The organism is Streptomyces flavofungini (genome assembly GCF_014650815.1).
Taxonomy (GTDB): domain Bacteria; phylum Actinomycetota; class Actinomycetes; order Streptomycetales; family Streptomycetaceae; genus Streptomyces; species Streptomyces flavofungini.
The window spans coordinates 357,114-379,409 of the sequence record NZ_BMVR01000009.1 but is presented as its reverse complement, the minus strand read 5'-3'; the positions used below and the strand labels follow the sequence as shown (position 1 = coordinate 379,409).

Below are 22,296 nucleotides of genomic sequence, written 5' to 3'. Positions count from 1 at the left end.
CTGGACTTCCTACGTTTCGACGGACACGGCGTCGACGCGGCGGGGACGGGGCACCGTCGAGCCGCCACCGAGGCACGCGGGCGCGCCCTGGCGGGCCACGGAGACGATGGTGGCGCGCAGCCGCTCGACGTACAGCCGCATGTTCTTGGCCGCGACGTCGGTGTCCGGGTAGCGGCCCGCGAACTGCAGGCCCTCATGGAGCCGGTTGACCCAGTGGCACGCCTTGTCCCCGTACGAGACCCGGACCAGGCCGTACGCCTTCAGCTCGGCCCAGCGATCGGAGCCGACGATGCCGCGGGCGTCGACGAACGAGACGATCGAGTACAGGTCGGACGAGGTCGCCTGGAACTCCGAGCCGAGCAGGCGCAGCACCCGGGCGATGGGCATCCGCGCCAGTGACCGGTTGGCCCGCAGCTCGCCGCGCACGCAGTGCAGGGCGCTCTCGAAGTCGGGTGCCCGCGCCGCGGGCACCTCGATCGGCGCGCCGCCGACGTACCACCCCACGGAGTCCAGCCACTGCGACTTCACACGGGTGTGGAACGGCACGATCGTGCGGTAGACGGGCTGCCCGCTGATCTCGTGGGCGATGAGGCTCGTGGCGGCCAGCACACCGACGAGGGTCCCGCCGAAGGGACGGCAGTACGCCTCGAACGCGGCGGCGTCGTCCGCGTCGACCAGCTTCTCCTGCAGGAGTTTCTGCGTGGGCATCCCCGCGGCGGGATCGAGTCCGGGATCGACGGGGAATTCCGGGAGCTTTCCGCCGCACCGTTTGATGAATTCCCGCCAGCGGTCGACGATCGCGTGCGTTCCGTCGATACGGTCCGCATCCGCGCGCTCGCTCTCGCAGAAGTCGATGTAACTGCTGATCGGCGTCCGCGCCACCGTGCGGCCTTCCAACCCCGCCGCGTAAAGCTCATGGATCTCGGCGGGGATCCGCTGGATGGAGTACGAGTCGACATTGCTGTGGTCGAACGCCAGGTACACGCTCGTGCAGTCCTGCCGCACCACTGCCGTATAGAGGAAGTTCGGCCAGTTCAGCGCGTCCGCGACGGCGTCGAAGCGATCCTGGAGCCGCTGCACGAGTTCTTCCGCGTCGGGGAAGTCGCCGACGACTTCGCGCCGCAGCGACACCGCGTCGGCGTCGAACGTGAACCGGCGCATTTCGTCACCGGCCCAGCGGAATCCGCTGCGCAGCGTCTCATGCCGGAGCGTCCAATTCCGCAGCGCTTCCTGCAGTACGTCGAGATCGACGGCGCCCGGAATGTCGAAGGCCGTACCGAGCCAGGTCGGCACGAACAGGCCGCCCTCGCGCACGGTCCGCGCCGTCCGGAGGTGGGACTCCTGGACGTAGGCCGGTGGCCGGGAGTCGTCCGGCAGGTCGGCCGCCCTGTCGACCGTCGCCGGGTCGAGCGTCCACTCGACGAGCCGTCCGGGGCGTACCTCGCAGCGCTGGAGGTCGGTCATGCGCACAGGGCGTCTCCGTTCATCGGGCCGTGGGGGGCTGGGGATCGCACCCGTTGGGGCCCTTCGGGAGCGCGCCCTTGGGGCCCAACGAGTTCGCCCGCCGCCGGGAAACGCCGGACCGTGGGAACCCGCGTGGAAACTCCGTGCGAACCCCGTGGACGCATGGCAAAAGGGGCTGCCCCGGACCGGTTCCACGGTCCGGGGCAGCCCCTGTGGCGCGCTCCGCGAAGAGCTACGCCTCCTTGCTCAGATTCGGCCCACCGCTGCCGGCGGACTCGATCGGCGGCACGTCCGGGAGTGCCGTCTTCTCCTCGCCGCGGAAGGTGAACGTGGCGGTCTCGCCCTCGCCCTCCGTGTCGACGACCACGATGTGGCCGGGGCGCAGCTCGCCGAAGAGGATCTTCTCGGAGAGCGTGTCCTCGACCTCGCGCTGGATGGTGCGGCGCAGCGGCCGCGCACCCAGGACGGGGTCGTACCCCTTCTTGGCGAGGAGTTCCTTCGCGGACTGGGAGAGCTCGAGGCCCATGTCCCGGTCCTTCAGGCGCTCGTCCACCTTGCCGATCATGAGGTCGACGATCTGAAGGATGTCGTCCTGGCTGAGCTGCGGGAAGACGACGACGTCGTCCACGCGGTTGAGGAACTCGGGCCGGAAGTGCTGCTTGAGCTCGTCCGAGACCTTGTTCTTCATGCGCTCGTAGTTGGACTTCGTGTCGCCCTGGGCGGCGAAGCCCAGGTTGAAGCCCTTGGAGATGTCCCGCGTGCCGAGGTTGGTCGTCATGATGATGACCGTGTTCTTGAAGTCCACGACCCGGCCCTGGGAGTCGGTCAGACGACCGTCCTCCAGGATCTGCAGGAGCGAGTTGAAGATGTCCGGGTGGGCCTTCTCGACCTCGTCGAAGAGGACGACCGAGAACGGCTTGCGGCGGACCTTCTCCGTGAGCTGACCGCCCTCTTCGTACCCGACGTAGCCGGGGGGCGAGCCGAAGAGGCGCGAGACCGTGTGCTTCTCGCTGAACTCCGACATGTCGAGGGAGATCAGCGCGTCCTCGTCACCGAAGAGGAATTCGGCGAGGGCCTTGGAGAGCTCGGTCTTACCGACACCGGACGGGCCCGCGAAGATGAACGAGCCACCGGGGCGCTTGGGGTCCTTCAGACCCGCTCGCGTACGCCGGATCGCCTTCGAGAGCGCCTTGACGGCGTCCTTCTGGCCGATGACACGCTTGTGGAGCTCGTCCTCCATGCGCAGGAGTCGCGAGGACTCCTCCTCGGTCAGCTTGAAGACCGGGATGCCGGTGGCCGTGGCGAGGACCTCGGCGATCAGCTCGCCGTCGACCTCGGCGACGACGTCCATGTCGCCGGCCTTCCACTCCTTCTCGCGCTTGGCCTTGGCGGCCAGGAGCTGCTTCTCCTTGTCGCGCAGGGAAGCGGCCTTCTCGAAGTCCTGGGAGTCGATCGCCGACTCCTTGTCCCGGCGCACGCCCGCGATCTTCTCGTCGAACTCGCGGAGGTCCGGCGGCGCGGTCATCCGGCGGATGCGCATCCGGGAACCGGCCTCGTCGATCAGGTCGATCGCCTTGTCCGGCAGGAAACGGTCCGAGATGTACCGGTCGGCCAGGGTGGCGGCCTGGACCAGGGCCTCGTCGGTGATGGAGACGCGGTGGTGCGCCTCGTACCGGTCGCGGAGGCCCTTCAGGATCTCGATGGTGTGCGGCAGCGACGGCTCCGCGACCTGGATGGGCTGGAAGCGGCGCTCCAGCGCGGCGTCCTTCTCCAGGTGCTTGCGGTACTCGTCGAGCGTGGTGGCGCCGATGGTCTGGAGCTCACCGCGGGCCAGCATCGGCTTCAGGATCGAGGCCGCGTCGATGGCGCCCTCGGCGGCACCCGCACCCACGAGCGTGTGCAGCTCGTCGATGAACAGGATGATGTCGCCGCGGGTGCGGATCTCCTTGAGGACCTTCTTCAGGCGCTCCTCGAAGTCACCGCGGTAGCGCGATCCTGCGACCAGGGCGCCGAGGTCCAGGGTGTAGAGGTGCTTGTCCTTGAGGGTCTCGGGCACCTCGCCCTTGACGATGGCCTGGGCGAGGCCCTCGACGACGGCGGTCTTGCCGACGCCGGGCTCACCGATCAGGACCGGGTTGTTCTTCGTGCGGCGGGACAGCACCTGCATGACCCGCTCGATCTCCTTCTCGCGCCCGATGACCGGGTCGAGCTTGGACTCACGAGCGGCCTGGGTGAGGTTCCGGCCGAACTGGTCGAGGACCAGGGACGTGGAGGGCGTGCCCTCGGCAGGACCGCCGGCGGTGGCGGTCTCCTTGCCCTGGTATCCGGAGAGCAGCTGGATGACCTGCTGCCGCACCCGGTTGAGATCGGCACCCAGCTTGACCAGGACCTGGGCGGCGACGCCCTCGCCCTCACGGATCAGGCCGAGCAGGATGTGCTCCGTGCCGATGTAGTTGTGGCCCAGCTGAAGGGCCTCGCGGAGCGAGAGCTCCAGGACCTTCTTGGCACGGGGCGTGAAGGGGATGTGCCCGGACGGGGCCTGCTGCCCCTGCCCGATGATCTCCTCCACCTGCTGGCGGACCGCCTCGAGCGAAATCCCGAGGCTCTCCAGGGCCTTAGCGGCGACACCCTCACCCTCGTGGATCAGGCCCAGGAGGATGTGCTCGGTGCCGATGTAGTTGTGGTTGAGCATCCGGGCTTCTTCCTGAGCCAGGACGACAACCCGCCGCGCGCGGTCGGTGAACCTCTCGAACATCGTTAATCGCTCCTCAGAGCGGTCAGGCAGTAAGGGGACGCTCCCCTCCCTGTCCTTCCGCAGCTTAGTCCCGCAAGCGGGGACCGCTCATTCCAACTGCCGACACCGGTCGGATCACCCTCACTACGGTAGGGAACGGTTCCTGACTCATACGCCGACACATGCTCCAACCTGATGGTGCGAGACGATGTTCCCGCAGGCCAAGCAGTTACCCTCGCCATCAGTACGCCGTTGGCGAACGTGAGACGCCTGAACGCTGCGTGTCGCCCCTCCCCACTAGGGATGTCTTACCCGTATGCACTGACACTCCATGCAGCGCGCACCGGTTCCCTCCGCTACGGGCGAACACCCTTGCGCTGCGGAGTACGCCATCACGCCCCCTTTCCGGCCACCGTACGCAGTCGTGGCGGTACCCAGCGTGACACGAGCCGTAACTCCAGTGTGCCCCGTGCTGTTGCTCCGAACATGGCTCTCAGCGTTCCTCACCCCAGGCCGCCGATCGAGTCGCGCGCGGCGGCGGCCGGTCCCTGGGATCCGGCCGCGGTGCGGTGCTGGTACGAGAACGGGCTCGGCTGGGCCGTGGCTCCCGGGCCGGACGTCCGGCTCGTCACGGGGCTGCGTTTCGACGTACTGGAAATGCCCGCTCAGGCGGGTTTCGCCGCGCTGCGGCACCTCGGCCCGAGGGCGCCCGTGGCCCGGCACGGGGAGACGATGCGGCTCTTCGTGGCCGCGGGCAGCGCGGACGAGCTGCCGGGGCTGCTCGACTGGCTGGAATGGGGAGACATTCCCCTGGACCTCAGGGCGATCGGCGCGGGCGGTCTCGTCGACGCGCCCACCCCGCCCGGCGTGCTCGGTCCGCCGGGGGCCGCCGTCTGGCTGCGGCCCCCCGAGCCCGGCCACGAGGTGGAGAGAACACTGCCGTCACTGACGGCGCTGCCCGCCCTGGCGCCGTGCGCGGTCCTGGCCGCGGACGGCAGCGGAACCGACCCCCATTCCGGCTCCGCCGCGGGCTCCGACCTCGTGCGGCTCGTGGACACGGCGGCCACAGAGTGCCACCGGGTCCGGCTGCGGCGTCCGAGCAGTCAGCCGTTGGCCTTGTCGTAGGCCTCGCGGATGGACGCGGGGACGCGGCCGCGGTCGTTGACCTCGAAGCCGTTGTCCTTCGCCCAGGCGCGGATCGCCGCCGTGTCCTGGTTGCCGCCGCCCACGGCAGCGGCGCGCGCCTTGCCACGGCCGCTGGCACGGCCGCCGGTGCGACGCCCGCCCTTGAGGTAGGGCTCAAGGAGACCGCGGAGCTTGTCCGCATTGGCGGTGGTGAGATCGATCTCGTACGACTTGCCGTCCAGCGCAAACGTCACGGTCTCGTCCGCCTCGCCGCCGTCGAGGTCATCGACAAGAAGGACCTGAACCTTCTGTGCCACCGGATTTCCTTTCATCGATAACTTCAGGGCCGGACCATGCGGGGTGAGCCGCCGAATCGCCGCCCCCTGTTATATGCAGCACTGCAGTACGTCGGAAAGCAAACCGCTTTTCCCGGAAAAACACAAACCCCTGGGAGAGACCGGCTGCACGAGATCCCGGGAAACATGCGCGTTTCGGACATAGGGAACCCGGGCAGGTGACTGCCCGGAATACCTCGGTCACGATCACAGATGCAGAAGCATCCGGCTGTTGCCCAAGGTGTTCGGTTTCACTCGTTCGAGGCCGAGGAACTCGGCGACGCCCTCGTCATAGGAACGCAGCAGCTCGCTGTAGACATCTGTGTCGACGGTATCGACGGGCGTCTCGCCGATCTCCACGAAGCCGTGCTTGGCGAAGAAGTCGACTTCGAAGGTGAGGCAGAATACCCGCCGGACACCGAGCCAACGAGCGGTCTCAAGCAGCTTTCCGAGCAACTGATGACCCACGCCCGCGCCCTTGACCTGTGGATTCACCGCGAGTGTGCGTACTTCGGCCAGGTCTTCCCACATCACGTGCAACGCGCCGCAGCCGACCACCGTCGCCTCATTGCCGTTGCCGTCCGCGCGTTCCGCGACCCAGAACTCCTGGATGTCCTCGTAAAGTGTGACGGTCGCTTTGTCGAGCAGGACGGCCCGGCGGACGTACGAGTCCAGCAGGTCCCGGACGGCGGGCACATCGGCGGTGCGGGCCCTGCGCACGGAGACCGCATTTGCCGGGAGCGTGCCGTGCGCCCCGAGTTCGCCGGGCGCCGGGGGGAGTTCGTCGGGCTGAGCTGGCATGAGCGGACGCTATCGTTCGGGCCCGGGCTCGGGGCCGCCGGGGTTCTCCGGTCCTTCCGCCCCGCGTTCGGCCGCGGCTTCGGCTTCGGCCTTGCGATCCGCTTCGGCTTCGGCTTCGGCCCTGCGATCCGCTTCGTCTTCGCGGCGAACCGTGTCGCCTTCCACCATGCGAACGGCGTCGCTGAGCGCTTCCCGCTGCGGTGGCGACATCATGCCGAAGAACGCGACGAGAGCCGCCGCCGGGTTGTCACTCTGCGACCAGGCGTCGTTCATCAGTGCGGCGGCATACGCGGCGCGCGTGGAGACCGCCTCATATCGATAGGCCCGGCCTTCCGCTTCGCGGCGCACCCAGCCCTTCTGATGAAGATTGTCCAAAACGGTCATGACCGTCGTGTACGCGATGGACCGTTCCTGCTGAAGGTCTTCCAGGACTTCTCGAACGGTCACGGGGCGGTTCCACTTCCACACCCGCGTCATCACTGCGTCTTCGAGTTCTCCCAAGGGGCGAGGCACAGCTGAACAATAGTGGGCGAGGTCAGTAATGGCGTGATGGACGTGGCATATCGGTCATTTCCGCAACAAAAAGGGCGTACGACTCGGTGGGAGTCGTACGCCGGAGCCGGCGGGTCGGCAGGCCCCGCCCGGGGCGGCCGGGAGGCGTACCGCTCAGGCGTCGCTGGTCTTGGTGGTCTGCCGGACGGCCTCGGTGCGGGCGATCGCCGCGTCGACGGCGGCGTCCTCCTTGGCCTTGTTGGCGCCGCCCTGGGTCTTGACGATCGTCACGATGAGGCCGACGAAGAACACGGCCATCACTACGGGGGGCACGAGCGCGGAGACGTAGTCCATGCCCCCAGCGTAGCTAGCCCGCGGCGAGCCGCTGCGACGGGGCGGCGGGCGGGGCGGGGCGCTTGGGCGGGAACACCTCGGCCGGGGTCGGCACGGGGCGGGGCCGCTCCTGCGGGGCCGCGGGGGGCTCGGCGGGCGGATCGGGGCGGGGCGCGGGCTTCTTCTCGTCGGCGGCGGTGAGGCCGCCGGGGAGGGCGAGGAGGCGGGTGCGGGAAGGGGGAATGGTGGGGCGGGGTGCGAGCGCGGCTGTCTCGGCCCACCCGTTCGCGGTGGCCGCCGCTGCCGTCGCCGTCGCCTCCGTGGCTGCCGCGAGGCGGGCTCGTACGCCCTGCTCGGCGAGGGTGCGGCAGCGGTCGAGGAGCGCGGCCGCGTGCGGGTTGCCGCGCAGGGCGCGCAGGGCCGCGAGGTCGTCGGCGCCGGGCCGGTAGCCGGTCGCGAGGACGTCCTCCAGGAGTTCCAGGTACCCGGCCGCGGTGCCGGGCAGCGCCGCCCGGTAGCGCGCGAGATCGGCCACCAGGAAGGCGCGCAGCCGGGCGCCCTCGCGTACCGCCTCGTCGATGTCGTCGGCCAGGCGCACGCAGTCCTGCACGGCCTGGTCGTCAAGGGCACGAACGGTGCTGGGGTGCAGGGCGTGGGCCAGCGCACGGCGGAGCACTCGCAGCTCCTGCGCACCGAAGGCCATGCCGCCCCGGGATCCGTATGGCGTGGGCATGGGGTGACGATACGCGCTGGAGGAACAAAATCCTCTTAACGGACGTGTTGTGGCGTTTTAGCCGTGCGGGACCTGGCGGGTGCGCCGTTGTGCCCTTCGGCCGCGGCGGGTCAGTCCGGGCGGCGGCGTGTGGTGGCGAAGGCGACCGCGCCGATGCCCAGGGCTCCCGCCGCTCCGGCCACGATCCAGGGGACGATGCCCGCTCCGGTGTCGGCCATGCGGCCTGTGGGGGCGGGGGTGGCCGGGATGGTGGTCGAGGCGGGCGAGACGGTCTCCGTGGGAGGTGCGGTCTCCGTAGGAGGCACGGTCCGCGTGGGAGGCGGGGTCGGCGGGGTCGGCGACAGGAGCAGGGCCGCCGAGGACGAGAACCCCGGGGCGTCCGCAGCCGTCGCTGTCGCCGTCGCCGGGCCTCCCGCCAGTGACACCACCGCTACCGCCGCCACGACACCTAGGCGTGCCTTGCCCCTCATCCGCCCCACACTCTTCAGCCACCCGCAACCAGACACCCGGTCAGAACCCCTCCCAGCACAGACTCTTGGAAGGGGGTGCGGGTTGTCTCGCGGACGGGAGAAGTTGGCGACGAGGCGACGCACCCGACGGCGTGAAACGCGCGATCAGCCGCGCGACACGTTCCGTTCGTAGACGAGGCGCAGGCCGATCAGCGTGAGCCACGGCTCGTGGTGGTCGATGACGGACGCCTCGCCGAGCACCATCGGCGCGAGCCCGCCCGTCGCGATCACCGTCACGTCCTCGGGGGCGGCGTCCGGCCCCGCCAGCTCACGCGCCATCCGCCGTACGACGCCGTCGACCTGGCCCGCGAAGCCGTACAGGATGCCCGCCTGCATGGCCTCCACGGTGTTCTTGCCGATGACGCTGCGCGGCCGGGCCAGCTCGATCTTGCGGAGCTGCGCGCCGCGTACGCCGAGCGCCTCCACGGAGATCTCGATGCCCGGGGCGATGACGCCGCCCGCGTACTCCCCGCGTGCGGACACCGCGTCGAACGTCGTCGCCGTACCGAAGTCCACGACGATCGCGGGGCCTCCGTAGAGCTCGACCGCGGCGACCGCGTTGATGATGCGGTCGGCGCCGACCTCCTTGGGGTTGTCCATGAGGATCGGGACGCCGGTCTTGATGCCGGGCTCCACGAGGACGGCGGGCACGTCTCCGTAGTAGCGCCTTGTGACCTCGCGGAGTTCGTGCAGGACGGACGGGACGGTGGCGCAGATCGCGATGCCGTCGATGCCGTCGCCGAGTTCGTCGCCGAGCAGCGGGTGCATGCCCATCAGGCCCCGCAGGAGCACGGCGAGTTCGTCGGCCGTGCGGCGCGGGTCGGTGGAGATGCGCCAGTGCTCGACGACGTCCTCGCCGTCGAACAGGCCGAGGACGGTCTGTGTGTTGCCTACGTCGATGGTGAGCAGCATCAGCCGTCGGCCTCTCCGGAGACCTGCGCTTCGCGGAGGTCGAGGCCGATGTCGAGGATCGGCGAGGAGTGCGTGAGGGCGCCCACCGCGAGGTAGTCGACGCCGGTCTCCGCGTACGCGCGGGCGTTGTCCAGGGTGAGGCGGCCGGAGGACTCCAGGGCGGCGCGGCCGGCGACGAGGGCGACGGCCTCCTCGGTCTCGCCGGGCGTGAAGTTGTCCAGGAGGATCAGGTCGGCGCCCGCGTCCACGACTTCGCGGAGCTGGTGCAGGGTGTCGACCTCGACCTCGACGGCCACGCCCGGGAACATGTCCCGTACGGCCTTGAAGGCCTGCGCGACGCCGCCCGCGGCGACCACGTGGTTGTCCTTGACCAGGGCCGCGTCGGCGAGCGACATGCGGTGGTTGACGCCGCCGCCCGCGCGGACCGCGTACTTCTCCAGGGAGCGCAGGCCCGGGGTCGTCTTGCGGGTGTCGCGGACCTTGGCGCCGGTGCCCTCCAGGACGTCCGCCCACGCGCGCGTGGCGGTGGCGATGCCGGACATGCGGCACATCAGGTTCAGCGCGCTGCGCTCGGCGGTGAGCAGGTCGCGGGTGCGGGTGGTGACGCTCAGGAGCACGTCACCGGCCTCGACGCGCTCGCCGTCCTCGAAGTGCCGCTCGACCTCGAACTCGTCCTCGCAGACGACGGACAGGACGGCCTCGGCGACCCGCAGGCCCGCGACGGTGCCCGCCTCGCGCGCGGTGAAGTCGCCGGTGGCGACGGCGTCCTCGGGGATGGTGGCGACCGTCGTGACGTCCACGGCGTCCGGCGAGAACTCCATGTCCTCGGCGATGGCGAGGTGCGCGATGTCCTCGACCTGGACGGGGTCGAGGCCCGCGGCCGCCAGCATCCCGGCGAGCGACGGATCGAGGCCGCACTCCATCGCGTCGTGCGCCGCGTCGCCGCAGCCACAGGCGTCGCCGCAGCCGCCGTTGCCGTCGGCGAGGGGGAGGTCGGTGGTGCTCACGTCGGTCACTGCTCCTGGGTGCTGGGGAAACGGGCGGTGTCGGTGGTGCGGGTGGTGAATTCAAGGGGCGCGGCGCGGAGCGTCTCGTCGGAAGGGCGGTGGGGGGAGACGGGAGGGGCCGGGTTGAGGCGTACGACGATGTGGCGGCCCCACGCCGCGTCGTCGCGCTCCGCGTAGTCCTCGCGCCAGTGGCAGCCACGAGTCTCCTCGCGCTGCCGTGCCGCCGCCACCAGGACCCGGGCGACGCACAGCAGGTTGGTGGTCTCCCAGGCGTCCACGCCGGGCTCCGCGGTCTTGCCGTCCTCGGCGAGCGCGCCCGCCGCGTCCGCGTGGACGGCGGCGAGCCGGTCGGCGGCCGCGGCGAGGGAGGCGGCGGAGCGGAGCACTCCGGCGCCCTCGGTCATCACCCGCTGGATGGTGAAGCGGGCCTCCGGGGGCAGCAGGGGGTGGGCGGGCCGCTGCGGGGGCGCCGGGTCGGCGGGCACGCGCGCGTGGAGGGTGCCGTCGGCGTGCCGGGCGGTGATGTCCTCCGCGATGCGCTCCGCGTAGACCAGGCCCTCCAGGAGGGAGTTGGAGGCGAGCCGGTTCGCACCGTGCACGCCGGTGCAGGCGACCTCCCCGCACGCGTACAGGCCCCGCACGGTGGTGCGGCCGTGCGGGTCGGTGCGGACGCCGCCGGAGGCGTAGTGGGCGGCCGGGGCCACGGGTATGGGCTCGGTGACGGGGTCGATGCCGTGGCTGCGGCAGGCCGCGAGGATCGTGGGGAAGCGCGTTGCCCACATGTCGGCGCCGAAGTGCCGGGCGTCCAAGTACATGTGCGCGGTGCCCAGTTCCTGCATGCGGCGCGTGATGCCCTTGGCGACGATGTCGCGCGGCGCCAGCTCGGCCAGTTCGTGCTGGCCGACCATGAAGCGCACGCCGTCCGCGTCCACCAGGTGGGCGCCCTCGCCGCGCACCGCTTCGGAGACGAGCGGCTGCTGGCCCTCCGCGTCGGCGCCCAGGAAGAGCACGGTCGGGTGGAACTGCACGAACTCCAGGTCGGAGACCTCGGCGCCCGCGCGCAGGGCGAGCGCGACGCCGTCGCCCGTGGACACGGAGGGGTTGGTGGTCGCGGAGAAGACCTGGCCCATGCCGCCGGTGGCGAGCACCACGGCGGGCGCGCGGACGGCGCCCACGCCGTCGTGCTGGCCCTCCCCCATGACGTGCAGGGTGACCCCGGCCGCGTGTCCTTCGGCGTCCGTCAGGAGGTCGAGCACGAGGGCGTTCTCGACCGTCGGTATGCCCCGCGCGCGGACCGCCTCGACGAGGGCGCGGGAGATCTCCGCGCCGGTCGCGTCGCCGCCCGCGTGCGTGATGCGGTTGCGGTGGTGGCCGCCCTCGCGGGTGAGCGCCAGGCCGCCCTCGGCCGACTCGTCGAAGTGGGCGCCGGTCGCGATCAGTCGGTGTACGGCACCGGGGCCCTCGGTGACGAGGATGCGCACCGCCTCCTCGTCGCACAGGCCCACGCCCGCCACGAGGGTGTCGTCCAGGTGCTGTTCGGGGGTGTCGCCCTCGCCGAGGGCCGCCGCGACGCCGCCCTGCGCCCAGCGCGTGGAGCCGTCGTCCAGGCGCGCCTTGGTGACGACGACGGTCTTCAGTCCGGCCGCCGAGCAGCGCAGGGCGGCGGTCAGTCCGGCCACTCCGGAGCCGACGACCACGACGTCGGCGTCGAGGGACCAGCCGGGGGCGGGGGCGTACAGCCGTATGCCGGTGGCACTCATGCGGGGGCTCCGATCCGGGTCGGGCGGGTGTCGGGGGTGCCGCACGGGCGCGCGTTCGCGCGAGGGCCGGTGCGGGAGCTCGTACGGGGGCCGCTGCGCGGGCTCATGCGCGGGCTCCGAACGTCAGCGGAATGTTGTCGATCAGGCGGGTCGTGCCGACCTTGGCGGCGACGGCGAGGATCGCCTCGCCCTGGTGGCCGGGGCTGATCTCCTGGAAGTCGGCCGGGTCGACGAGCGCCAGGTAGTCCAGGACGAGCGGCGGTCGCAGGCGGCGGGCCTCGTCGAGGACCTGCCGGGCGGCCGCGCGGACGGCGTCCGGCCCCGCGGGTCCCGCCGGGACGGCCTGGGCGACAGCGTGCGCGTCGGCCGCCGCGCGGGCCTCGCCCAGCGCGTTGAGGCCGTCCACGCGCGCGTGGGTGGCGGGGTCGAGGGCGGCCCGGGCGCGCAGCGCTTCCTGTGCGGCGTGCCGGTCGCGGCCCGCGAACAGGGCGCGGGACAGACCGAGCGCGGTGCGGCGTTCCTCCGGCGACAGGTAGCGGTTGCGGCTGGAGCGGGCGAGCCCGTCGTCCTCGCGGACCGTGGGCACGCCGACGATCTCCACGGGGAAGTTCAGGTCGCGCACCATGCGGCGGATCACGGCGAGTTGCTGGGCGTCCTTCTGGCCGAACAGCGCCACGTCGGGCGCGGTCAGGTGCAGCAGCTTGGCGACGACGGTGAGCACGCCGTCGAAGTGCCCGGGGCGCGTTGCCCCTTCGAGGACGCTGCCCATGGGGCCCGCGGTGACGCGGACCTGGGGCTCGCCCCCGGGATAGACCTCCTCTACGGAGGGGGCGAACACGACGTCCGCACCGGCCTGGGAGGCGATCTTGATGTCGGCTTCGAGGGTACGCGGATAGCGGTCCAGGTCCTCGCCCGCGCCGAACTGCAGCGGGTTCACGAAGACCGTGACGACGACCTCGCCGTCGGGCCCGGCCGTCTGCCGTGCCGTGCGGACCAGCGTGGCGTGGCCCTCGTGCAGGGCGCCCATGGTCATGACGACGACGCGGCGTCCGACGGGGGTGCGGGCGCGGAGGTCGGCGGCGGTGTGGAGGAGGAGGAGGGTGGCGCGGGGGGTGGGGGGGTGGGGGGTGCCGGGGGTCCCGGACGTACCAGTGGTCCCCGGGGTGCCAGTGGTCCCCGGGGTGCCGGGAGTCTCCGGGGTGCCGGTGGTCCCGGGGGCGGTGTGGGCCCCCGTGGCGTCCTGCATGTCGGGCGCGGCCTGGGGCGCCCGGGGCTTCGTCTCGTCGCTCATCGGTCCCCTCCGTCCGAGCCGTCGCCGCGGAACCCGTCCATGCCGTCCGAGCCGTCCGAGCCGTCCGTGTCGCTCGGGCTGCCGGGGCCGCCCGGACCACCGGGGCCGGGGCCGGGCCCGCCGTGGCCGCCCGGCCCGTTCACCCCGCCCGCCAGCACCCCGAGCAGGTCCTCGGCGAGTTCCGGCTTGAGCAGGCCGTGGGCGAGGGCGCGGTCGGCGGTCGCGCGGGCCATCGCCAGGTACCCGGCGACGGTCTGCGGCGCGTGCTTGCGCAACTCGGCGACGTGCGCGGCGACCGTGCCCGCGTCCCCGCGCGCGACGGGTCCGGTCAGGGCCGCGTCACCGGAGCGCAGGGCGTTGTCGAGGGCCGCGCCGAGCAGCGGGCCGAGCATCCGGTCCGGCGCCGCCACGCCTGCGTCCCGCAACAGTTCCATGGCCTCGGCGACCAGCGTGACCAGGTGGTTCGAGCCGAGCGCGAGGGCCGCGTGGTAGAGCGGGCGGGCCTCTTCGGCGATCCACTCGGGCTCGCCGCCCATCTCGATGACCAGGGCCTCCGCGGCCAGCCGCAGCTCGTCGGGGGCGGTGACGCCGAAGGAGCAGCCAGCCAGGCGCTGTACGTCCACGGGGGTGCCGGCGAACGTCATCGCGGGGTGCAGCGCGAGGGGCAGGCCACCGGCGCGCAGGGCGGGTTCGAGCACCTTCGTGCCGTACCGCCCGGAGGTGTGCACCAGGAGCTGTCCCGGGCGCACCGCACCGGTCTCGGCGAGGCCCTCGACCAGGCCGGGCAGCGCGTCGTCGGGGACGGTGAGCAGGACCAGGTCGGCGCGCTCGAGGACCTGGGCGGGCGAGACGAGCGGGACGTCGGGCAGCAGGACGGCGGCGCGCCGCACGGAGCTGTCGGACACCCCGGAGGCGGCCACCGGGCGGTGCCCGGCGAGCTGGAGTGCCGCCGCCAGCGCCGGGCCTACGCGACCCGCGCCGACGACGCCCACGGTGAGCCGCGCGGGGCGGTCCCTGGGATCCGATCGGGGCTCCGGACGCTGCTCCGGCCGGTGGGATGCGTTCACGCGATGAGGCCTTCCGTTCCAGTCCGCTCGGGGTACCGGACGATTTCTCGTCATGCTAACGCTATCGCCCGGCAGGGCGCCGTCGGCTGTCCACAGGCTGTGGGCATTCGTACGACCGCGCGCGATGATCTGTGGATGACCGCATACGACAAGCCGGACAAGCCCACCGAGCCGGACGAGTCTGCCGCACCGCGCGAGTCCGCCGAGCCCCATGAGCCCGCCCAGCCGCACAAGTCCGCCGGACCGCACGCGTCCGCCGAGCCGGATGAAGCCGCCGGGCCGGACGAGCGCGCCCGCCGGATCACCGCAGCCCGGGGCGCCCGACGCCTCCTGACCCGCTCCCCCGTGACCGTGACCCTCGCCGAGCGCGTCACGGCGCTGGCGGCAGGCCTGGCCGACGCCACGGACCCGGACCGGATGAGCGACATGTACGGCGACGGCGTGGTCGCCGACCTGGAGGACGAGGTCGCGCGGCTGCTCGGCAAGGAGGACGCCGTCTTCTTCCCCACCGGCACGATGGCCCAGCAGGTCGCGCTGCGCTGCTGGGCGGGGCGCACGGGCAACGCGACCGTGGCCCTGCACCCGCGTTCGCACCCGGAGGTGCACGAGGGAGGCGCCCTCTCCGTGGTGAGCGGTCTGCGTACCGTGCACCCCACGGACGAACCGCGCTCCCCCACGGCCGACGAAGTGCGCGACTTCGAGGAGCCGTTCGGGACGCTGATGCTGGAACTGCCCCTACGGGAGGCCGGTTTCGTCCTGCCGAGCTGGCAGGAGCTCACGGACGTGGTGGCGGCGGCGCGCGAACGGGACGCCGTCGTACACCTCGACGGGGCGCGCCTGTGGGAGTGCACCCCGCACTTCGGCCGCCCGCTGCCGGAGATCGCGGCGCTCGCGGACAGCGTGTACGTGTCGTTCTACAAGTCGCTCGAAGGCATCGCGGGCGCCGCGCTCGCCGGGCCGCAGTCGCTCACCGACGAGGCCCGCGCCTGGCGGCACCGGTACGGCGGGCTGATGTTCCAGCAGTTCCCGACCGCCGTGTCGGCCCTGCTCGGCCTCAAGCACGTCCTGCCGCGGCTGCCGGACTACGTCGCCCACGCACGCGTGGTCGCGGACGCGCTGCGCGACGGGTTCGCCGCCTCACGGGTGCCGTGGTCACGGGTGCACCCCGACCCGCCGCACACCCACCAGTTCCAGGTCTGGCTGCCGTACGCGCCCGACGTCCTCAACGAGGCGGCGCTCACGCAGACCGAGGAGACCGGGACCCAACTGTTCTGGCGCTGGTTCCCGGACGGCCCGCCAGGCCTGTCCGTCACGGAGGTCACCGTGACCGGCCCAGGCCTGGAATGGACGCCCGCCGACGTCAGGGAAGCGGTCGAGGAGTTCGTGCGCCGCCTCCCCTGAGCCCGCGCAGCAGCCGCCCGAGCGCGGCCCGGACCCGCCCGTGCGCCGGACGTTCGTGCACGACGGCGTCGAAGCGCCCGTAGTCGCGCACTTCGCGCACGACCTGCCAGTCGTGGGCCCCGGGGGCGGGCGGCGTCCGCTCCCCGAGCTGGGCGGCGCGGTAGGTGTCGAGGAGGTACTGCTGGGTGACGCTCATGACGGAACGACCTTTCATGAGAAATGGTACTTAACGGACAGCGAACGGCGAGGGCGACTCAGCCCGCCCGGCGGACGGCTGACAAGGAGACGACGGGACAACGGGGAGCTGACGACGAGACGGGGAAAGAGAGCCCGGCCGGCGATCGAGGACGAGCGCGAAGCGCGATCGAGGGCACCACAGCCCGACGATCAGGCCACGTCAGGGGCGACATCATCGGCGCCCGCCGAGCCGCCGGACCACGGCGACAACCCCACCTTGCGCCCGGCCGGCAGGCCACGTCGCGCCGATTGACGCCAGTCGTCAATCGGCGACGGCGATGTCAGTGCCGCGGTGCACCATGGGGACATGAGCGTGAGCATCGACATCACCGGCCTGGCGCCGGAGCGGGTCCATGTGGTGCCCTCGCCCCTCGCCGAGCTGGGCATGGCGCTGCACGCGCTGTCCGAGCCCGGTCACCACCCGGGGCTGCAGGGCTGGGCGACGGCTGTCTCCACGCGCCTGGACCCGTGCCTCGCGGACCGCATGTGCGAGGCGGACTTCCTGTGGCGGACGACGTTCTCGGACGTCTTCGCGCCCTTCGCCGGCATCCCCGGCAAGACCGCGCTCCCCGGTGCCACCCTCGCCGAGGAGCTCGACCTCCTGGACAAGCTCACGGACCAGCAGTTCGTGGACGCCGCCCTGGAGTTCACCTGCCAGCTGGCGTACGACACGCAGCGCGCGACGGACCCGCTGAGCGACCCGGAGATGCGCCGCCACGCCCTGGAGCTCGCCGCCGCCCGCGGTGACCACCAGGTGCGGTTCACCAAGCGGCTGCTCGACGACCCGCCCGCCGTGCGCGCCTGGTTCCGGCAGCTCATGGAGGACTGCGACGAGGCGTTCTTCGCGGACACCTGGTCGCGGGTCAGCCATCAGCTCGCCGCGGACGCCCGGCACAAGACGGAGCTGCTGCGCCGCAAGGGCCTGGGCGAGGCGCTGAACGCCATCTCCGGAGCGGTGGTCCTGGACGAGGACGCCCGCAGGATCACCATCGACAAGATGGCCGTGGGCCACACCAGGACGGGCGACGGCGGCCTGGTCCTGGTGCCGACCAGCCTCGGCTGGCCGCACCTCCTGGTCCTGCACCGGTTCGGCTGGCAGTCCTCGATCACGTATCCGGTGAACTCCCCCGGCCTGGCCGCCCCCGCCTCCGTGGAGCAGCTCACGCGCCGCATGGCCGCGCTGTCCCACCCGGTCCGGATGCGCCTCTGCCGCCACCTGGCCCGCGGTTCGTACACCACGGGGGAGCTGGCCGACGCGCACGGCATGACGGCCCCGGAGATATCCCGGCACCTGAGCGTCCTGAAGAAGGCCGAGCTGATCACGACGCGCCGCCGCGGGCGGTACGTGCAGCACCAGCTCGACCTGGGTGTGGTCTCCCGCCTCGGCAGCGAGTTCATCGAGGGCGTCCTGCGCTGACGCCATCCGGCGCGCCGCCCCCGCGCGGGGTCAGCGAAGTCCGCCCGGCGGGCGCGCCAGCAAACCGCCCCGACCATCGGGCATCCGACCGTCCCGACCACCGAGCAGCAGACCGCCCCGGCCACCGAGCAGGGGATCAGCCCGTCCCGCCACCGCCCGCCCGCACCAGCCCGGTCTCGTACGCGAGCACGACGACCTGCACCCGGTCCCGCAGCCCCAACTTGGTCAGGATGCGGCCCACGTGGGTCTTCACGGTCGCCTCGGACAGCACGAGGCGTGCCGCGATCTCGCCGTTCGAGAGCCCCTGGGCGACGAGCACCATGACCTCGCGCTCGCGCTCGGTGAGGCGTTCCAGCTCCTTGTGGTGCGGCTGGCTGGTGCCCGGCAGCATGGGCGCGAAGCGGTCGAGGAGCCGCCGCGTCGTGGAGGGCGCGACGACCGCGTCGCCGCTGTGCACGGCCCGGATGGCGGCGAGCAGTTCGGCGGGCGGCACGTCCTTGAGCATGAAGCCGGAGGCGCCCGCCTTCAGCCCCGAGAAGGCGTACTCGTCGAGGTCGAAGGTGGTCAGGATCAGCACCTTCGGCGGATTGGCGTCGGCGCAGATGCGCCGCGTCGTCTCCACGCCGTCCAGCTTCGGCATCCGGACGTCCATCAGGACCACGTCGACCGCCGTGGACCGCAGCTCCTGGAGCGCCTCGACGCCGTCACCGGCCTCCGCGACGACCTCCATGTCCGGCTGCGCGGCGAGCACCATCCGGAACCCGGTGCGCAGCAGCACCTGGTCGTCGACAAGCATCACGCGGATCGACATCAAGGAGTCCCTTCACGGCCTTTCACGGCCTTCATGGAGCGGTCGTCCGTCCATCATCGCGGACGGGGCGGGGGCGTGGAGCGGCGGATGCGCACGGGATGCGCGCAGGAGTGCCCCGACGTACACGCTGTCAGGGCACTCGTACACGGCGTCAGGCACTGACAGGTGTCAGTGTGCGGGTTTCAGGGGCAGGAGAGCGCTGATGCGGAATCCGCCGCCTGGACGCGGGCCCGCGTCCAGGGTGCCGCCGACCATGCCGACGCGCTCGCGCATGCCGATCAGGCCGTGGCCGCTGCCGTCGGCGCCGCCGTCCTCGTACAGCTCGTGCGGGGCGCCCTTGCCGTCGTCCTCGACGAGCAGCCCCAGGCCGTCGTCGAAGTACACGAGCCGGACGCTCGCCCCGGCGTTCTCGCCGCCGTGCTTGCGGGTGTTGGTCAGCGCCTCCTGGACGATGCGGTACGCGGTGAGCTCGACGCCGCTGGGCAGCGGGCGCGGAGTGCCCTCGACCCGGAAGTCGACCGGCAGGCCCGCGCCGCGCACCTGCTCTATCAACTCGTCGAGCTGTTCCACGTCCGGCTGCGGGACGTACTCGCCGCTCTCCTCGGGCTCGCCGGTGCGCAGCACGCCGAGCAGCCTGCGCATCTCCGCGAGGGCCTGCCGGCCGGTGCCGGAGATGGTGGCGAGGGCCTGCTTGGCCTGGTCGGGCGCGGCGTCCAGGACGTACGCGGCGCCGTCGGCCTGCACCACCATCACGGAGACGTTGTGCGCGACGACGTCGTGCAGCTCCCGGGCGATGCGGGCGCGCTCGGCGGCGACCGCGACCTTGGACTGCGCCTCGCGCTCCCTCTCCAGGCGGTCGGCGCGCTCCTCGAGCTGGGCGAGGTAGGCGCGGCGGGTGCGGATGGAGTCGCCGAGCACCCAGGCGAGCGCGAACGGCACCACCATGAACACCATGAACAGGAGGTTGCCCCAGACGCCGGACGCCCCCTCCGGCCAGCGCAGCTGCGACAGCGGAGCCGCCGCGAGCCCGCCTGCCAGGGCGAACCGCGAGGCCCACGGCGGGCCGTCCGCGGCCGCCGTGTAGATGATCACGAGCATCGCGAAGTTGGCGGGCCCGGGCTCCACGTCGAAGACCATCTGCAGGACGCCGATCCCCGCGGCGAGCAGCAGCATCCGGTCGGTCCACCGGCGCCGCAGCGCCACCACGACGCACATGCCGATGACGACCGGTATCGACGCGAGGGCCGGATCGCGGCCATCGGCCTCGGAGACGGCCACCACGCCAAGCCCGGAGATCCCGAACAGGACGAAGGCCCAGAAGGCGTCGACTCCCGTCGGGTGTCTGCGGAGAAGGTCATAGAGGCGCTGCACGTAACCCAGCGTAGGCAACCCGTCGGGCCCCTCGGGTCAACCGGAGGTCCGATCCGTACGGCCGCCTCGTACTCCGCAAGGTGGAGGCCCGCATAACCTTCTCGATGTGACGAATGAGGTACGGGGAGCGCCGCGAGCGCCAGGCGGCGCGCCGCGCGGCTGGCGGGAAGCCATGGAGGAGGCCCTGTACGGCCCGGAGGGCTTCTATCGGCGCCCGGAGGGACCCGCGGGCCACTTCCGCACCTCCGTGCACGCCTCGCCCCTGTTCGCGGACGCCGTGGCCGGGCTCCTGTGCCGCGTCGACGCCGCGCTGGGGCAGCCCGAGGAGCTGGCGTTCGTGGACATGGGCGCGGGCCGCGGCGAGCTGACGGCGGGCGTCCTCGCGGCGCTGCCCGCCGACGTGGCGGCACGCACGCGCGCGTACGCGGTGGAGCGCGCCGAGCGCCCCGAGGGCCTCGACCCGGTGATCGAGTGGCGCGCGGCGCCCCCGGCCGACGTGACCGGCCTGCTCTTCGCCAACGAGTGGCTCGACAACGTCCCCCTTGACGTGGCCGAACGGGCGCCCGACGGCGCGGTGCGCCAGGTCCTCGTACGCGCCGACGGCACCGAGGAACTCGGCGGCCCGGTGGCCGGGCCCGACGCCGCGTGGCTCGCGCGCTGGTGGCCGCTCGGCACGGAGGCGGGCCAGCGCGCGGAGATCGGCCGCCTCCGGGACGAGGCGTGGACGGCGGCCCTGGCCACGCTCACGCGCGGGCTCGCGGTCGCCGTGGACTACGCCCACAGCCGCGACAACCGGCCGCCCTTCGGTACGTTGACGGGCTTCCGCGCGGGCCGCGAGGAGCCGCCCGTCCCGGACGGCAGCCGCGACATCACCGCGCACGTCGCCCTGGACGCGTGCGCCCTGCCCGGCGCCCTGCTCCTCACCCAGCGCGCCGCCCTGCGCGCCCTGGGCGTCTCCGGCGACCGCCCGCCCCTGTCCCTCGCCTCCAGCGACCCGGCCGCCTACGTACGGGCCCTGGCCCGCGCGGGAGAGGCCGCGGAGCTGACGGCGCCCGGCGGCCTCGGCGACTTCGGCTGGCTGGCACAGCCGGTGGACCTGGACCTGCAGGACGTACTCACGCCCTGAAGGCCCCCAGGCCGCTGCTCACCAAAATCACCGACAGCTCGTCGATGTCACCGACTACTTGTCGATGTCACCGACTACGAAGAAGAGCGATCCGAGGATCGCCACCATGTCGGCGACGAGCTGCCCCGGCAGGAGTTCCGCCAGCGCCTGGATGTTGTTGTACGAGGCCGAGCGCAGCTTCAGCCGGTACGGCGTCTTCTCGCCCTTGGACACCAGGTAGTAGCCGTTGATGCCCAGCGGGTTCTCGGTCCAGGCGTACGTGTGGCCCTCGGGGGCCTTCAGGACCTTCGGCAGGCGCTGGTTGATCGGCCCCTGCGGCAGGTCGACGACGCGGTCCAGGCAGGCGTCCGCGAGGTCGAGGGCGTTGTGGGTCTGCTCCAGGAGGCACTCGAAGCGGGCCAGACAGTCGCCCTCCTCGCGGGTCACGACCTTCAGGACGTCGGCAAGCTCGCCGTACGCCAGATACGGCTCGTCGCGGCGCAGGTCGAAGTCCACTCCGGAGGCACGGGCGATGGGACCGCTCACTCCGTAGGCATGCACCGCCTCTCCGGAGAGCACGCCGACGCCGCGGGTGCGTCCCCGGAAGATCTCGTTGCCGAGCACGAGCCGGTCGTACACGTCCATGCGGGAGCGCACCGCGGCGACGGCCGCCCGCGCGCGCGTGGTCCAGCCCGCGGGCAGGTCCTCCTTGAGGCCGCCGACCCGGTTGAACATGTAGTGCATGCGGCCGCCGGAGATCTCCTCCATGACGTTCTGCAGCTCTTCGCGCTCCCGGAAGGCGTAGAAGACCGGGGTGATGCCGCCCAGCTCCAGCGGGTAGGAGCCGAGGAACATCAGGTGGTTCAGGACCCGGTTCAGCTCCGCGAGGAGCGTGCGCGTCCACACCGCGCGCGCGGGCACCTCCATGCCGAGCATCCGCTCGACGGCCATGACCACGCCCAGCTCGTTCGAGAACGCCGACAGCCAGTCGTGGCGGTTGGCCAGCATCACGATCTGCCGGTAGTCGCGCGCCTCGAAGAGCTTCTCCGCCCCGCGGTGCATATAGCCGATGACCGGCTCCGCGTGCTCGATCCGCTCGCCGTCGAGGACGAGGCGCAGGCGCAGCACGCCGTGCGTGGACGGGTGCTGGGGGCCGATGTTGAGCACCATGTCGGTGCTCTCGGCGGCACCGCCGATGCCGAACGTGGTCTCGGCGGGTGCCGTCGTCCGCGGCGGCCGCGTCGTGGGCGTGTGCTCCGTCGTGGGGCTCATGCCCCCAGTCTGTCGTACGTCCGCCGCGGCGCCGCGGTCAGATCCCGTACGCGGGCCCGCATCACCGCCGCCCCATCCCGCACGCGCGACCGCACCGCTGTCGGATCCCCTACGTAGTC

The 22,296-nt window shown here is 72.1% G+C and carries 21 protein-coding genes; 4 read left to right on the top strand and 17 right to left on the bottom strand.

Annotated elements, in window-relative coordinates; genetic code table 11:
• Positions 1-9: 9 nt before the first annotated feature.
• Positions 10-1,470: a condensation domain-containing protein gene (locus IE274_RS25125; protein ID WP_190118121.1), complete on the bottom strand. Its 1,461-nt coding sequence runs from the start codon at positions 1,468-1,470 to the stop codon at positions 10-12.
• A gap of 226 nt (positions 1,471-1,696) precedes the next feature.
• Positions 1,697-4,219, bottom strand: a complete 2,523-nt coding sequence (locus IE274_RS25120) for an ATP-dependent Clp protease ATP-binding subunit (protein WP_190118120.1) — start codon at positions 4,217-4,219, stop codon at positions 1,697-1,699.
• 465 nt (positions 4,220-4,684) lie between these two features.
• On the opposite strand from IE274_RS25120, the gene IE274_RS25115 reads away from it, so the two are divergent.
• Entirely contained in the window at positions 4,685-5,323 is a 639-nt protein-coding gene (locus IE274_RS25115) for an SCO3374 family protein (RefSeq protein ID WP_190118119.1), read from the top strand.
• Here IE274_RS25115 and IE274_RS25110 read toward each other — a convergent pair.
• The 11 genes from IE274_RS25110 to IE274_RS25060 form a co-directional block, all read right to left on the bottom strand.
• Entirely contained in the window at positions 5,302-5,640 is a 339-nt protein-coding gene (locus IE274_RS25110) for a histone-like nucleoid-structuring protein Lsr2 (RefSeq protein WP_030361021.1), read from the bottom strand. The genes IE274_RS25115 and IE274_RS25110 overlap by 22 nt on opposite strands.
• Before the next feature lie 225 nt (positions 5,641-5,865).
• On the bottom strand, positions 5,866-6,459 hold the full coding sequence (locus IE274_RS25105) for an amino-acid N-acetyltransferase (RefSeq protein ID WP_229909785.1): 594 nt from the start codon (positions 6,457-6,459) through the stop codon (positions 5,866-5,868).
• A gap of 9 nt (positions 6,460-6,468) precedes the next feature.
• Positions 6,469-6,972, bottom strand: coding sequence for a BlaI/MecI/CopY family transcriptional regulator (locus IE274_RS25100; protein WP_190118118.1), 504 nt, complete (start codon positions 6,970-6,972; stop codon positions 6,469-6,471).
• Between the two features lie 153 nt (positions 6,973-7,125).
• Positions 7,126-7,305, bottom strand: a complete 180-nt coding sequence (locus IE274_RS25095) for a hypothetical protein (protein ID WP_030361024.1) — start codon at positions 7,303-7,305, stop codon at positions 7,126-7,128.
• Positions 7,306-7,318: 13 nt separating this feature from the next.
• The gene (locus IE274_RS25090; protein ID WP_229909784.1) at positions 7,319-8,017 is read right to left on the bottom strand and encodes a hypothetical protein; all 699 of its coding nucleotides are present in this window, start codon (positions 8,015-8,017) and stop codon (positions 7,319-7,321) included.
• Positions 8,018-8,127: 110 nt separating this feature from the next.
• Entirely contained in the window at positions 8,128-8,487 is a 360-nt protein-coding gene (locus IE274_RS25085) for a hypothetical protein (RefSeq protein ID WP_190118117.1), read from the bottom strand.
• Positions 8,488-8,631: 144 nt separating this feature from the next.
• Positions 8,632-9,438, bottom strand: a complete 807-nt coding sequence (locus tag IE274_RS25080) for a type III pantothenate kinase (RefSeq protein WP_190118116.1) — start codon at positions 9,436-9,438, stop codon at positions 8,632-8,634.
• Positions 9,438-10,445, bottom strand: coding sequence for a carboxylating nicotinate-nucleotide diphosphorylase (gene nadC, locus IE274_RS25075; protein ID WP_190118115.1), 1,008 nt, complete (start codon positions 10,443-10,445; stop codon positions 9,438-9,440). Before nadC ends, IE274_RS25080 begins: the two co-directional genes overlap by 1 nt.
• Before the next feature lie 5 nt (positions 10,446-10,450).
• Positions 10,451-12,205 carry an L-aspartate oxidase gene (locus IE274_RS25070; protein ID WP_190118114.1) on the bottom strand — a complete coding sequence of 585 codons (1,755 nt, stop codon included), beginning with the start codon at positions 12,203-12,205 and terminating at the stop codon, positions 10,451-10,453.
• A 103-nt stretch (positions 12,206-12,308) separates the two neighbouring features.
• Positions 12,309-13,496, bottom strand: a complete 1,188-nt coding sequence (gene panC / locus IE274_RS25065) for a pantoate--beta-alanine ligase (protein WP_229909783.1) — start codon at positions 13,494-13,496, stop codon at positions 12,309-12,311.
• A complete protein-coding gene (locus IE274_RS25060) occupies positions 13,493-14,617 on the bottom strand; it encodes a Rossmann-like and DUF2520 domain-containing protein (protein ID WP_233103864.1) in 1,125 nt (374 codons plus the stop codon). Before IE274_RS25060 ends, panC begins: the two co-directional genes overlap by 4 nt.
• Positions 14,618-14,698: 81 nt before the next feature.
• On the opposite strand from IE274_RS25060, the gene IE274_RS25055 reads away from it, so the two are divergent.
• Complete coding sequence (locus tag IE274_RS25055) at positions 14,699-15,964, top strand: threonine aldolase family protein (protein WP_190118112.1); 1,266 nt, start codon at positions 14,699-14,701, stop codon at positions 15,962-15,964.
• On the opposite strand, the gene IE274_RS25050 is transcribed toward IE274_RS25055, so the two are convergent.
• The gene (locus tag IE274_RS25050) at positions 15,924-16,160 is read right to left on the bottom strand and encodes a hypothetical protein (protein ID WP_190118111.1); all 237 of its coding nucleotides are present in this window, start codon (positions 16,158-16,160) and stop codon (positions 15,924-15,926) included. The two genes, IE274_RS25055 and IE274_RS25050, sit on opposite strands and share 41 nt — an antisense overlap.
• 348 nt (positions 16,161-16,508) lie before the next feature.
• On the opposite strand from IE274_RS25050, the gene IE274_RS25045 reads away from it, so the two are divergent.
• Positions 16,509-17,618 carry a DUF5937 family protein gene (locus IE274_RS25045; RefSeq protein ID WP_190118110.1) on the top strand — a complete coding sequence of 370 codons (1,110 nt, stop codon included), beginning with the start codon at positions 16,509-16,511 and terminating at the stop codon, positions 17,616-17,618.
• Positions 17,619-17,754: 136 nt separating this feature from the next.
• On the opposite strand, the gene IE274_RS25040 is transcribed toward IE274_RS25045, so the two are convergent.
• Together IE274_RS25040 and IE274_RS25035 are read right to left on the bottom strand one after the other, a co-directional pair.
• The gene (locus tag IE274_RS25040) at positions 17,755-18,429 is read right to left on the bottom strand and encodes a response regulator (protein ID WP_190118109.1); all 675 of its coding nucleotides are present in this window, start codon (positions 18,427-18,429) and stop codon (positions 17,755-17,757) included.
• A gap of 168 nt (positions 18,430-18,597) precedes the next feature.
• On the bottom strand, positions 18,598-19,800 hold the full coding sequence (locus IE274_RS25035; RefSeq protein ID WP_190118108.1) for a sensor histidine kinase: 1,203 nt from the start codon (positions 19,798-19,800) through the stop codon (positions 18,598-18,600).
• A gap of 172 nt (positions 19,801-19,972) precedes the next feature.
• Between IE274_RS25035 and IE274_RS25030 the strand changes: the two genes are divergently transcribed.
• Positions 19,973-20,926 (top strand): SAM-dependent methyltransferase, encoded by a 954-nt coding sequence (locus IE274_RS25030; protein ID WP_190118173.1) that lies wholly within the window; start codon positions 19,973-19,975, stop codon positions 20,924-20,926.
• A 54-nt stretch (positions 20,927-20,980) separates the two neighbouring features.
• On the opposite strand, the gene IE274_RS25025 is transcribed toward IE274_RS25030, so the two are convergent.
• Complete coding sequence (locus tag IE274_RS25025) at positions 20,981-22,177, bottom strand: NADH-quinone oxidoreductase subunit D (protein ID WP_190118107.1); 1,197 nt, start codon at positions 22,175-22,177, stop codon at positions 20,981-20,983.
• Positions 22,178-22,296 lie beyond the last annotated feature (119 nt).